Origin of the sequence: Pseudoalteromonas sp. BMB, assembly GCF_001709235.1 — a bacterium.
Lineage (GTDB): Bacteria > Pseudomonadota > Gammaproteobacteria > Enterobacterales > Alteromonadaceae > Pseudoalteromonas > Pseudoalteromonas maricaloris.
The window spans coordinates 1-13,111 of sequence record NZ_MBQA01000175.1 but is presented as its reverse complement, the minus strand read 5'-3'; the positions used below and the strand labels follow the sequence as shown (position 1 = coordinate 13,111).

Here is a 13,111-nt window from a genome sequence, read left to right as displayed (position 1 = left end):
AGTGTTAAGGATATAAACATGACTCCATTATCTGACGATTTAGCAATAATTGAAGAACAAGCCGCTGATTGGTTATTAGTCTTAGACGAGCAGCAGATCTCACCTCATGACAGCACTCAATATCCACAGCCGCTTAACGTGTGGTTAGCTGAAAATCCGCTTCACAGTGATGTGTTCAACAACATGTTGGAGTTTTGGACGCTTTCAGCCCAACTTGACGATGACTATGTTACTCAGCAGCTTGCACAGCTGGATGCACAAAACACCATGGCTGCACCTGACATCAAGCCACAGTCCAAACGCCGCGCTCAGCCTTGGTATCTTGCGATTGCCGCGACTTTGCTGTTGGTTGGTTTGGTGACTTTTATGGCACCGGAGCAGCCACTACAGCAAGCACCGGTTGCTAGTGCTAAGCCAGCACCAGTCGATACAGTGTACAGCGAGTTCTTTCAAACTAAGGTCAATGAGCACCGCACCATTACCCTTGATGATAATAGTCAGGTTGATTTAGGGGCCAATAGCCAATTGGCTGTACGCTACAGCAACACTTCAAGAGAACTGCTGTTATACCAAGGTGAGGCGCTGTTTAGCGTGAGTAAAGACAAGCAGAGACCGTTTATCGTGCGCTACCAAAACAGCCAAGTCGAGGCGCTAGGCACAGTGTTTAATGTTCGCGCCAATCCGGCTTCAATTAGAGTCGATGTGCTTGAGGGCCGTGTGGCTGTGACTCAGCAACAAGCCATTAAATTGACCCAAGGGCAAGCGGTAGAAGTCACGCAGCAAGGCGAAGTTACCCGTAGTAAAGCCCAGGGTGAAGCGTTGACCATGGCGTGGCAAAAAGGCTACTTAGTGTATCAAAACGCAGAATTAGGCAATGTGCTTAATGATGTGTCGCGATATAGCGAAATCAAAGTGAAGTTAAGCGATCAGCGCCTAGCAAAACTGACCTACAACGGCACCTTTTTAACCACTGAAATAGGCGATTGGCTCAATAGTTTAGAAAAAATTTATCCAATCACTGTGATGCAAAAAGGCGAGGAATACACCCTAATCGCAAATTAGCTAAAAGTGTCATAGCAAAGTCACAATATAAGTGGTACAAAGTTTATACAATAATAAAGACATTGATTTAAACTATGTTATTCAAGCTATTAATCCCGCTGTTAGCGTGGTTAATATGGTTTGGTGGCGTTGCATTTGCTACCACGGATCATCAATTTAACTTGCCTAAAGCGACTTTGCAGCAGCGTTTACTCGATATTGCTGCGCAAAGTGGCTGGCAGTTAAGTGCAGCCGAAATTCCAGCTAACATTAGTGTTGAGCAGGTAACTGGCCGCTACACCCTCGAACAAGTCTTGCTTACCAGCTTTCAACAAGCTGCCTACGACTTTTCCCTAGACCCAGAGCAGCAGCGTATTTTTGTGACTCCTAAAAAACTTGAGTCTGCACAACACTTTGAGCGCATTATCGTAACGGGTGTAAGCGGCAAAAACCGTAGCATTTTAAACTCGTCTATTTCAATCACTCAGCTTGCAAGCCTACAACTTGAAAAACAAACACCATATTCCAGTGCAGAAGCGCTTAAAAATATCACCGGTTTTTGGGTTGAAGACTCGGGTGGTGAAACTAATAATAACGTTGCGCCAAGGGGGCTTAGAGGCGGCGAGGGGTTTAGATTTATCAGCCTGATGGAAGATGGGTTGCCCGTGACCTATGACGGTATTTGGGGGGACTTTTTTTTACGTCCAGACTTAACTCATCAAGCCATTGAAGCGGTGCGTGGCGGCAGTAGCGGTATTTTTACGGTGAACGGGCCTGCGGCAATGGTGAACTATATCGGCAGGCGAGGCTCAGAAAATCCTTTTAATTTAGTGAAAGTGAGTCAGGGATTGAGCTATGACTACACTCGTTTTGATGGCGTGTTTAGCGGAGCGTTGAATGATGAATGGTTTTATACGGTAGGCGGGTTTTATCGTACTTCCGATGGTATTCGGGAGCCGGGTTATCAAAGCGACTTAGGGGGCCAAGTGAGTGCGCGCCTGAGCTGGTTAACCGATGCATTTGAGCTTGATTTTAGCTATAAACATTTAAACGATAAAACCAGCTTTTACGCGCCTTTAGTGATGCAAAATAGCGGCGAAATTCGAGAGCTGGCGAGCCTGCCTTATGACGATGGAACGCTACTGAGCGACGATCTAAGATCGCTCACCTTCTTCACTCCGGAAGGACGCGTGCAGCGTGACTTAGAAGACGCTCAGCAAACACGCCTAAATAGCTACACTTTACTATTTAATACGCCGCTTTTTGAACACGTAAACCTGAGCAATCGTACGCAATTTTCGAGTCTAAACAATGACTTGTATACCTTAATGAATTTGGGCAACCAAACCATAGTCGATGCCACAAGCCGATTGCAACACGCCGATATCACCGAATTTAAACGCCATTTTGCAAATAGCGCATTGCGCCCTCGATACTTACGTTATTCAGATAACACCTTAGTTGCCAACCCTGCAACGCTTAATGGTAATGGTCTCGTGACCGCTAGTTATCCTTTATATTCACGTTACAGGCAACAGCAGCTGGTAAATCATTTTAGTGTGGACTATCTCGACGCGCAGTGGTCACTGACCCTCGGCCATATTTACGCTCGAAGTGATTTCGACGAGTTACCACTAGATAAATGGCTTGGCGCGTTACTAACGGATGTAAAGCATCAACCAGAGCGACTGGACATCGTACTGGTTGATGGGCAAGAAAATGTGATTGCCAATTTTACCGAGCAAGGTTTTTTATCTTACGCCGGTCCCGTTTATTTAAGCGGTAGCGGCTTGTCTCAATCACATTCGCTGTATGCCAATATTGACTGGCAGCTCACTGAAAACCTTAGAGTTGATTTGGCACTTCGTAATGAACATCTGAATCTCACCAGCACGCTACTTGAAGGGGTAAAGTCGTACACGAACTCATCAAAAGCTTCTTACTCCCACTATCTCCCGGCTACTACCTTGCGTGATTCCTTTACGCAAAATGCGCTCAGTATTGGCGCAAATTACCAAATCGGCGACGCTATGGCGATATTTGCACGTTATTCCGACGCCTTTGAAATGCCACGGCTCATTAATTACGGCAATGGCCGCGGGTGGGCTAAAAGTGAAGAAGAGCGCGTACAACAAGATTTTGGTCAACCCATTCGCTTGGCTTTAGGTGAAGTTGGACTGCGTTATCAAACCGCTGATTGGCAGTTTAGTGGCGCATTATTTGAAACCAAGTTTGATCCGCTCCCGCTCACGGTGTATCGCGGTGCGGCTACGACTCAACAAGCCGTTTCAATCAATACCCAAACACGAGGGCTGGAGTTCGAATTTGACTATCAATATAGTCCAGCTTTGCAATTTAGAGCGATAGGTGTGTGGCAAGACGCTGGGTTTTACGGCATTCCGAAGCAATTGCCACAAAGCGAATTTAATGGCAATCAAATAACGCGAACGCCGGAATTACAACTACGACTGACACCGGAATACAAAGCAGGACCTATTACCGCGGCTATCACCTGGTCGTATGTTGGTAAACGCTATTCGGATATCGCTAATCGTTTTGCCTTACCAGCCTATCAAACATGGGATTTATTTACAGAGTTGGCAATTAATGAAAAGCTCAGCGCACAGCTTGAGGTTAAAAACCTCACCAATGCTTTGGGGCTAACTGAGGGCAATCCTAGGGATGATTTAAGCCACCAAGAGGCCATCTTTTACGCTAGACCCATTTTTGGTCGCACCATCAAACTTTCGTTAAGTTATCAGTTTTAAACAAAACCGCTATTATTCGAGCAATTCTATTCCTTGACTTAAAGTGAACTTGAAGTTGTATGCTCCTCTTAAACGAATGACAGTGAACAAACGATAAGAGGTAGAGGCAATGCAAAATAGCTTAGATAAAATCGTCAATGATATAAAAGCCAACTGGAGCGGGTTAAATTCAAGCACCACAGTGACAGTACGTGAGTTGTTAAGTGAACTTACTCAGTCTCCACCGCACGAGTCTTGGCTTGCGAGCATTATGCGTGAAAGACTAGCATCAAAAACACTCTACCAAGACCCTGACCATGGTTTTATGCTGCTAGTCCATGCCGAAGAAAAGGGCACGTACCGCCCGCCCCATGATCATGGCGCAGGTTGGGTATTTTATGCCGTGCAATCCGGCGAAATGGAAATGACAACATACAAACCCATCACCACAGCAAACGGCGAAACCCACCTTGTATCCCGAGGAACAGACACGCTCAAAGCCGGCGATTGCCGAGTGTTTCTACCCGGCGATATCCACGACACCCGCTGCTTAACAGACAACTTCGTTCAATATCGTTTAACCAGTTGTGACTTTAAAGAAGAGAAACGCTCAGGACGGATGATCCAGTATTTGAGGGAGGTGTAGTGGTTTGCAATAACTCAAGGCGATAGTGGGTTTAAGTGTCTTCGCTGACATCTAACCATGGCGTTTTGAAGGGGCTCTGTGTAAATATCGGCGTTCAACAGCTACCATGATAGTTTGCAGTCATGGTAGCTGACGTTCAGCAAGCTCGTTTTGGACATCTCTGAGTTAAAGCATTAACTCTAACTCGTCAGCTTCGGGTAAAAATTTCTATGGGCTAACACCTGTATTTACGGCTGTTCTGGAGAGAAGCGGAAATCAGTCTGGCAACATACGTTTGTTATACATTACAAAACTCTCTAATTATTCTTGAAGTTAGAGAGTTTAAATCTTGATATATACTATCTTCTTTTATACCGACTTCATGTAATTGAATGCTAAGCTCTTCAACTAGTTCTTTTTTTATTTTAAATAAAGATATCTTTCCTGGAATATTTTTAGAAAATATTTCCTCAATCCCATCACTTTTGGTTCCGTGAACGGTAAAGCACCCTTGCTGAGCAAGTATTCGTTTGTTGGTAAATGGCGGCTCAATCGCGATTGGTAGTGCAGGGACAGACGTAGATTGTAATTCCCTAAGAGATTTTGGTAAGTAACTAGATATGTTAATCCCATCATCTTCTGAAAGAGTGTCAGGAGTAAATATAGTTTCTTTATCTACTGTGAATTTATTTAACTCAAACGGATCAATACACCATACAACTCTGTCAGAGCTATTGTCACCTAACAAACAAAAGTACAATGCAACTAAAGGTGACTTTGTCCAATCAAGCAGCCTCGTAGGCAAGCCATAATGCTGCATTAAGGCGTACCTTTGCCAAGAGTTTTTTGGCTCCTTCTCTAGCAGAGGGTAACTATTACAGTTGAATTCAGCTATTATTGTATTTTCTAAACGTTCGTCAATGCCCCTCCAAACAATGCCCGGTTTCAGCTCTAAATCAGGTGAATTCATACCACGAAACCAAAGATCACCATGAATTGTATCCATCGTAGTGTGCAGACTATTAATTTCCGAAATGTACTCAGATAAACTTCCCACTTCCGTAGGTTTCATACTCATGACTCCTCTTTATTCTGTATGCTTGCGTTGCATAACAGTTTAGTATTTATGCGACACGCAGTTTGTGTTGCATAATCGCTTGTTGGACTGAGCTGTTACTCGCTCGATGTGTCAGAGTTGGTGTTATTTATGCTCTGGGAATTGGCTTATTAGAGACATTAGCTAAATCAGTTGGTTTGAACAGCTAATCTATTATTAATTAAGCTTTCCCTGCATCGCTCAGCGCTTATTATGTATCCATTACACCTAAATTTGGCTTGATAAGCAATTATATTTTTTACGCATACAGAGGCCGCTAGTTTGAGCAATTAAGCAGGTTAACTATTTGATTTTACAAAACAGTGCTAATCAAGCAGCCCCTTCTTGGTTAATATCAAAGCGCATCCATGCGCTTCTCGTTCATTCTTTTTAAACGACGAAAAAGAACGAACCAAGAAAACGTCGCCCCAGCATCACATTTAATCCTCAAATCCTAAGCCGATATAGTGCAACCGTCTTGTAAGGCACGTCCTTGTGCCTGACAAGACTTAGCCGACATCCTGTCGGCACATTGCATATCGGCTTATGCTTTTCGGGTGTGATGGAGGGGAAATCGCGCTGTCTGTTAGTTCTGGTTTTATCTCCTGAAGCAGCTAAGTCGCTTACAAGCACCACAAGAATTTATCAGCGCCTTGTGTCTCCCTCATCACACCCGAAAGTAAAGTGCCAATGAGTCATTTCAACGCATGGATGCGTGAAAAGCTGTGGCAGGGACAGGGATGTCCCTTACACAGCGGTGACGTTCATATTGGCGATTTGCTTGAGGAGTCAGTGTGATGTCGGGAGTGCCCTTTCTTTTGCATACTTGTTCTTTGGGCATCAAAGAAAAGTATGTCGTAGCCCATGGATGGGCGTCGAAACCAGTCAGGAGGACGGGCTGACTTAACTCATCGTTCATTCTTTTTAAACGACGAAAAAGAACGAACCAAGAAAACGTCGCCCCAGCATCACACTCAATCCTCAAATCCCAAGCCGATATAGTGCAACCGTCTTGTAAGGCACATCCATGATGCCAGACAAGACTTGGCCGACATCCTGTCGGCACATTGCATATCAGCTTATGCTTTTCGGGTGTGATGGAGGGGGAATAAGTTGCTTGTAAGATCTTCTACGATTTTTACGATGAAGCTGTTTGCAAGGGTTACAAAAACTATCAGTATAGCCTCCTAATTAGCAGTGCGGATAGCTTTGTGGGAGATGTATGGACTCCTCCCCCTTATCGGGAGCAAGAGAAAATAAGTGACCCCCATCACTATAGTAATTAGTGGTGGGTGTCAGCGATTTGCTTTTAAGCGACCATAGTCAATTACACGCTAAGGACAAACCACATCAGAAACGATATCAATGTTGATTTGTGTCTTTGACATGATTATTTCTTCTCTACGATAATTGCAGTGATTGTTGTATCACCAACATTTTTAACTTGATGTTCCCATTGGTCATGCCACATCACGTAGCCATCCGGGATCTCCAAGGTCATGTCTTTTTCACTCGTTGCTATCGTCGCCTTGCCACCTTTTTCGAAGTAAACAGTCTCAGCATTGTGTTTATGCCAGTTATCCTGTTCCCCTGGTTTGAGTGTCATTTTAAGTACGGTAACCTCCTCGTTCTCTAGCAGTAGTTGATATTGGTTTGGAGATGCAATGTGTGCAGCCTCGATCTTCGTGTCTTGTGCAAACGCATTTCCAAACAATAGGACTGAAGTAACAGCAGTAAATACAACCTTTTTCATAGGAATTCCTATTTATGCATACCACGAATAGGGTAGTTGTTTGCAGGATTTCGTATCCAACCTAAGCCACTAATCAATGACTGAAGTTCAGGTCTTACAAACGGGTTGTTTGAAATATCTACTACGTGAACTTTTCCTTCACTATTGACAACAAATAGCCCCGGCTCAGCAAATGGATGATCAGTTTCTTCAGGCGATCTTGGAGCTGATATAAACAACCCAAGTTCTTGCATTTGTTCAACAGTAAGACCGTATGCGATAGGGAAAGTCACATTAAGTCTTTCCATATGACTTTCGAGTTGTTCTTTACTGTCACCAGAAACGGCTATCAAATCTACGCCTGTTTGAGCGAGTTGGTCTTTCGCACTTTCTAACTGGTTTAAGTAGCGAGTACAAAGTGGGCAATGCTGCCCTCGGTAAACAACAACCATCTTCCAATCCAAACCATTTTCAGGCGTAGACAACTTTTTAATATCACCATTTAGAAGTGTGGTTTCAATTGCAGGAAAGTCTGAACCTGCATGAAGCTTATTGGTATAATCAATGCTCATGACTGTTCCTTAAAAATGCTTGTTAATGTGCGTTTCGAAACGTTTGAAGTCGTTTTCAACATCTGCGTTTTTCATCACATCAAAGCACGCAAATGTTTCCATTGGCTTCATTCCAAAGAACTTGAAGTTCATGTGCATAGGGAACATTAAATCGTCGATTGATTTCCCATCGAAGAATTCTTCTGGATCATTAAAGGCTTCTTCCGGCGCATTAAAGGTGAGAGACATCATGTATTTGGTGTTGGTTAACGTGCCGCCCTTACCATAGTTTTTCTTTGGTGATTCTGCTGTGCGACCGTCGCCAACACATAAAGCTCCTCCCATGCCTGCTGTGTATACTTCATCCATATACTTTTTGAATGACCAAGACACGCCCATCCAATTGCTTGGTGTTTGCAAAAATACAATGTCTGCCCATTGATGAAGTGCTAATTGCTCCTCCACATCGTACCCGTCACTCATTGTTACTACGCGCGTGTTATAACCTTTATCTTCCAGCATGGTTATTGCCTTATCAATCAAGGCTGCATTTAGCTTACCTTCAGAGAATGGGTAATATTGGTGGGCATTAATAATTAATACGTTTTTAAGATCAGTAGTGCTCATAAAACAACTCCAAACTAAATTTCAGCAAAAATAAGTAAGAGAGACACTCTCCTACTCAATCAATGTGTGGTATATTTTAGTAACCTGATTTAAGTTATCAATTAGTATACTTTTAGTAACCTAGTTGTTTTTTAGGAAAACTGATGGAAAGTGTCGTAAAAACAGACAGTAAAGGTAGAAAAAAAGTTTTAAATGCATGCACTGAACCCTGTGCTATCGAAAAAGGCATGCGTTTAATTGGCGGAAAGTGGAAAGGTTCCATTATTTATCACCTTAAAGATGAACCTGTAAGGTTTAATGACTTAACCCGTATGCTTGGCGGTGCCAGCAAAAAAATGGTCGACCAACGCCTAAAGGAACTAGAAAGTGAAGGGATGGTTCGTAGAAAAGTGATAAGTGACAGACCTGTCGCTGTAACTTATGAATTAACCGATTTTGGCAAAACCGCACTGAGTATTTTAGATGAACTCAGGATCTGGTCAGAGTCCCATCAAATTTAACAGTAGCTACTTTGAATTATTTAGCACAGCCCAATGCAGATTCTTATTTTGGAAATCTGCTTGGCGATTTTGGCGGAACAAGGCATGTAAAAAACTTGCCACTCACAGTGAAAAAGGCATTGGATAATCATTATCTAGTCGATAAATTTATAGATAACCATACAAAAATAACTGACACCCATCACAATTAGCAAGCGGCGATTGCCGAGCGTTTCTACTTGGCGATATCCACGACACCCGCTGTTTAACAGATAACTTCGTTTAATATCGTCTAACCAGTTGTGACTTTAAAGAAGAGAAACGCTCAGGACGGATGATCCAGTATTTGAGTGAGGTGTAGTGGTTTGCAAAAATTCAAGGCGATAGTGGGTTTAATTGTCGTCGCTGACATCTAATCATGCCGTTTTGAAGGGAGTTATGGCTGCTAAGAGCGAATTTGAGACTGTCGGCGCTCTTCTTGGGAGAGTCTTCGATGCTGCATAGCAGGTGTTCAACTAACTCATTTATGCTACAAAATCCGTTAACATAAATGAACTAAGGGTCAGATTTGAGCAATGAACAGGCATTCAAAATATCCCTTCGTGTAGTTCATTTAGGCATGGGCTTACATTTTCAAAAAACGACCAATTTCACACGGGTTTTCAATAGGTGGTCAATATGACTAATTAGTGGTTCTATTGAGTAATCTAGTCGAAAGTGAGAATGTTAACATTATGAAATTATTGGTTTTTATGTTGGCGCAAACCTTGCTGTCTCAAGGTTTCTTTAATTTCATTATGGATTAAAAAATGAGAAACCTCGGATATTTTTTGTTTTTACTAATTTTTGCGTCAGGTTGTACTACAAACAATAGAGACCAAAGTCACACTTTCAACGAAGAAAAACACCAATCAAATGACGTTACTATTGTAGAAGAGGTCGTTTTTGAAAGCGAAGGTGTAAAATTATCAGGGAGCATGTATATACCTAAAGATGCACGAGCAGCAGTAGTACTAGTGCACGGCTCTGATCCAGTCCCACGAATGACTAAGTTAGCACAGTCACTGGCTAAGAGAGACTTACTAGTTTTGACGTACGACAAGCGTGGGGTTGGTGAATCTGGTGGCGTTTACGTAGGGCCTCAGGTGGGAACCAATAATATAAGTGTTGATAATTTAACTTTGCTTGCGAAAGATGCAAGTGCTGCGGTAGATGTGGTTCATGGCTATGACAAAGAGTTATCGATTGGACTTATTGGTGCGAGTCAGGCTGGCTGGATTATTCCAATTGCCGCACTCAATAATCAATCAGTAGAGTTTATGGTTCTCTTCAGTAGCCCTACAATCACAACTCTGGAACAACTTAGATTTCAGTTTTATACAAATGGTAGAGAAGACTTTTGGGAAACTCATACTGATGAAGAATCGCGTGAACATACGTTAAATGATCCTGACAGATATGATTTTAAAGCAACGGACCCGAAAATTTCTTTGAATTCTTTATCGATACCTGGGCTCTGGCTCTTCGGAGAGCAGGACATACAGGTCCCAGTCAAAATGTGTATCGAGCAACTGAATAGGATGAAAGCTAAAGGCAAGCCTTTTGAATATGTATTATTTCCATCGCTAGGCCACAATACTAATAAAGCAGAGCCTCTAGATATTGCGATACAATGGATAAAGCAAAATAATTTTTCCCACTAATTCGCAATTGTTGTTTTGCTGATGTTGATCAAATAGAAGAGCGTAGTTAACTAATGGCTCAAATGTGACGAAGCGGCTATGCCGAGCGTCACTGAGCTCTCTTGCTGCTAGGTCGACTTTATGAGCACCCTAAATGAATCTCCGCTTCTGACAGTTCAAGTTTAGACTTGTCCAGTTTAACGGATATCGGTGTTTAACACCGACCCAAACCTTATACGCTACCTTCTGATTCTATGACCAAAATTCTCGCCTCGCCACGAGGATGGGCAACATGCTCAGTGCCAATTGAAGCATAAAAAATATCACCAGTTTGCAACAGGGCTGATTGCTCAACGCCATTCTCTTTGTAAAACATGTCAACCTCGCCGTCTAACACGACAAAGACTTCTTCACCGTCATTAACATGCCACTTATAAGGCTGATCAGTCCAATGCAAGCGGGTTGTAATACCATTCATATTGGAGATGTCTTTTGCGCCCCAAGCGCGTTGAGCTGTGAATGTTTTGCTTCTAATTATTTCCATGATGCTTCCAGGTTTTGGGTTGTTAACATTCTAAAATCTCTGTCTATTGCTAGATTCATAATGTACAAACGATAGAGTTATTTTATCCAGTCGAAGAGTCGATGGTTTTGGATGTCATCGTTTTTCAATCATAATCACTTTTTGTAAAACCTTGAAGTCACTTTTATAAGAAAGTGACTTTTCATTAACACGAAACTTCGCTAGTCTGACTCGAGGATGCCGTTTTTTCACTGCCCTGATGGTTTTTTGATTTCACCTTGGATGCTAGAGTAAAAATATAAACTAAAAAGGAATTTTCATGAACTACGTATATTATACCAAATTCTCAAAGAGAATCTCTCCAGATTTGTATCGCAATAAAGTGTTACCTTATTTTAAATCTCAAAATTTCAATGAAGAAAAAAGTTTCTGGTTTGAGTGTTTCGGTTTAAATTTGGTGAAGCGATATTTGGTTGACGAGAGTGATAAAGCCGATAGTTTTGAGGAGTCAGAACTAGCTGATAAATCTAAATATCTTGTCATTGAGCGGCGTATGAATGCAAGGAAAAGACTAGATATCTTTTTTTACATTCTTCCATTTGTTATTTCCTTTTTTATATTGTGTACCGTTGTATTTAATAGTGAAGAATTATTTGGCATGCCGATATGGTTAGGGTTGATTATCTTTATGCTCTGGAATATCGTTGTATGCAATTTTATTTCTTTTTATCGTTACAAGCTGAGCTTAAAAAATGAAGACTTGGTTTATTTAGATCGAGCAAATAACACCATTAATTTTACAGAAGCGACTCAAAGCGAACCCCCGCTAAGAGATGAGTTTGGTAATGCAGCTTTCCCTGTAAACGAGTTTTCAGTCAATGCCCGCTTTCTAACAAAAACTCAAGGTACGGGGAAAATAGCCAGCTTAGTGCTTATCCATGAAAATATTGAGCAATACAACAGAGTTCCTTGGGTGCACATTCATGCTTTAAGTGAATACCATGGCACAGTCGAACATGTAACAAAACAATGGGCAAGATATCAACGCTATCTGGATTTGAGTTTACCATTACCTGACTCACCAGACATGGAGCTGCATAGGAACAATGATCCACTAACTAAAGAATTTGATGTGCAAAACAAAAGACCAGAACGGTTTTGGTGTGATTTCTCATACGAGCAGCAAACGGATATTGAAACTGAGATAGGTAATGATGCTTTTTATAATGAGCAGTATCAATTGTCTAAAAAACTATTTGATACTTATGACCTAGTTTCTCCTTGGATTCAATTTAAAGCTAGTAAAAGCAAGGAGAAGGTGAGCTTTTCTCCTTTAGTAGGAAATATGCTTGTATCAACTCGTCAATTATTAATAGGGATATAAATATGTGGCTTTTAATTGCTATTATAGTGTCTTTTATCGTTGGAGTAGTAGTTCACGTAAGTAATAGAAATACAGTTGAGGAGAATTTGAGAGATCCATGTGTGATCAAAGTAAATGAAAGAGAATTTGACATTTGTATCAATCAGAACCTCGTTAGGCTTGGTTTAGATTTTTTAATAGTTAATTTAGTGGATCTAACTCAAGATAAGGAAGTTAGCTTTATTCTTACTAAAAATGAGCAACTTAGACATGGTGACTCTTTTAGAGTTTGCAAGTATATGAGCATTAAGTCCATAGCGGATATTCACTCCGAGGATACCCATATATCAGTTCTTAAAATTCCGATAGATGACTTGATCCCTTCCTATGCTGGTGTAAGGAAGCTGAACTTCAATATAAACTTTTATCATGGCTACCCAGGTGAGAGCCAAGAATTATTTTTGGAAGATATAGAATCCGCTTTTGTCTACAACAAGCATATTGAACATGATTTTCAGTGCTTGGGTTATGCTGATAATGATGAGGAGCTTTTAAACAGTGTTAATAAAGAAGTTCTCGTATCTTTAAATTTACCAGACTTTCTTTTACCAAAGTTTTAGAGCAGGGTGAGAGCATACTTCGTTA

12 protein-coding genes and 1 pseudogene are annotated in these 13,111 nt (G+C 41.6%); 8 read left to right on the top strand and 5 right to left on the bottom strand.

What is annotated here, in order from left to right; translation table 11 throughout:
• The first annotated feature begins 18 nt into the window (after window positions 1–18).
• The 3 genes from BB427_RS15395 (at window position 19) to BB427_RS15385 (ending at window position 4,434) form a co-directional block, all read left to right on the top strand.
• Complete coding sequence (locus BB427_RS15395) at window positions 19–1,062, top strand: FecR family protein (RefSeq protein WP_069021716.1); 1,044 nt, start codon at window positions 19–21, stop codon at window positions 1,060–1,062.
• Between the two features lie 74 nt (window positions 1,063–1,136).
• Entirely contained in the window at window positions 1,137–3,809 is a 2,673-nt protein-coding gene (locus BB427_RS15390; protein ID WP_069021715.1) for a TonB-dependent receptor, read from the top strand.
• A gap of 109 nt (window positions 3,810–3,918) precedes the next feature.
• The gene (locus BB427_RS15385) at window positions 3,919–4,434 is read left to right on the top strand and encodes a hypothetical protein (RefSeq protein WP_069021712.1); all 516 of its coding nucleotides are present in this window, start codon (window positions 3,919–3,921) and stop codon (window positions 4,432–4,434) included.
• A gap of 277 nt (window positions 4,435–4,711) precedes the next feature.
• On the opposite strand, the gene BB427_RS15380 is transcribed toward BB427_RS15385, so the two are convergent.
• The 4 genes from BB427_RS15380 to BB427_RS15365 all read right to left on the bottom strand — a co-directional run bounded on the left by BB427_RS15380 (window position 4,712) and on the right by BB427_RS15365 (window position 8,419).
• The gene (locus BB427_RS15380; RefSeq protein ID WP_069021710.1) at window positions 4,712–5,485 is read right to left on the bottom strand and encodes an FRG domain-containing protein; all 774 of its coding nucleotides are present in this window, start codon (window positions 5,483–5,485) and stop codon (window positions 4,712–4,714) included.
• Window positions 5,486–6,899: 1,414 nt separating this feature from the next.
• Window positions 6,900–7,262, bottom strand: a complete 363-nt coding sequence (locus tag BB427_RS15375) for a cupin domain-containing protein (protein ID WP_069021708.1) — start codon at window positions 7,260–7,262, stop codon at window positions 6,900–6,902.
• Between the two features lie 8 nt (window positions 7,263–7,270).
• Window positions 7,271–7,813: a peroxiredoxin-like family protein gene (locus BB427_RS15370; protein WP_069021706.1), complete on the bottom strand. Its 543-nt coding sequence runs from the start codon at window positions 7,811–7,813 to the stop codon at window positions 7,271–7,273.
• 9 nt (window positions 7,814–7,822) lie between these two features.
• The gene (locus BB427_RS15365; RefSeq protein ID WP_017217774.1) at window positions 7,823–8,419 is read right to left on the bottom strand and encodes an NAD(P)H-dependent oxidoreductase; all 597 of its coding nucleotides are present in this window, start codon (window positions 8,417–8,419) and stop codon (window positions 7,823–7,825) included.
• Between the two features lie 143 nt (window positions 8,420–8,562).
• Here BB427_RS15365 and BB427_RS15360 point away from each other — a divergent pair, with 143 nt between their 5' ends.
• The 3 genes and pseudogenes from BB427_RS15360 to BB427_RS15355 all read left to right on the top strand — a co-directional run bounded on the left by BB427_RS15360 (window position 8,563) and on the right by BB427_RS15355 (window position 10,601).
• Complete coding sequence (locus tag BB427_RS15360; RefSeq protein WP_017217773.1) at window positions 8,563–8,919, top strand: winged helix-turn-helix transcriptional regulator; 357 nt, start codon at window positions 8,563–8,565, stop codon at window positions 8,917–8,919.
• Window positions 8,920–8,930: 11 nt separating this feature from the next.
• A pseudogene (locus BB427_RS24735) lies at window positions 8,931–9,095 on the top strand (ACP phosphodiesterase); the annotation flags it as partial.
• A gap of 612 nt (window positions 9,096–9,707) precedes the next feature.
• Window positions 9,708–10,601 (top strand): alpha/beta hydrolase family protein, encoded by an 894-nt coding sequence (locus BB427_RS15355; protein WP_069021705.1) that lies wholly within the window; start codon window positions 9,708–9,710, stop codon window positions 10,599–10,601.
• A gap of 211 nt (window positions 10,602–10,812) precedes the next feature.
• Here BB427_RS15355 and BB427_RS15350 read toward each other — a convergent pair whose 3' ends face one another.
• Window positions 10,813–11,124 carry a cupin domain-containing protein gene (locus BB427_RS15350; protein WP_069021703.1) on the bottom strand — a complete coding sequence of 104 codons (312 nt, stop codon included), beginning with the start codon at window positions 11,122–11,124 and terminating at the stop codon, window positions 10,813–10,815.
• A gap of 298 nt (window positions 11,125–11,422) precedes the next feature.
• Here BB427_RS15350 and BB427_RS15345 point away from each other — a divergent pair, with 298 nt between their 5' ends.
• Both BB427_RS15345 and BB427_RS15340 read left to right on the top strand, forming a co-directional pair.
• Window positions 11,423–12,487, top strand: coding sequence for a hypothetical protein (locus BB427_RS15345; protein ID WP_069021701.1), 1,065 nt, complete (start codon window positions 11,423–11,425; stop codon window positions 12,485–12,487).
• Window positions 12,488–12,489: 2 nt separating this feature from the next.
• Window positions 12,490–13,086 (top strand): hypothetical protein, encoded by a 597-nt coding sequence (locus tag BB427_RS15340; protein ID WP_069021699.1) that lies wholly within the window; start codon window positions 12,490–12,492, stop codon window positions 13,084–13,086.
• Window positions 13,087–13,111 lie beyond the last annotated feature (25 nt).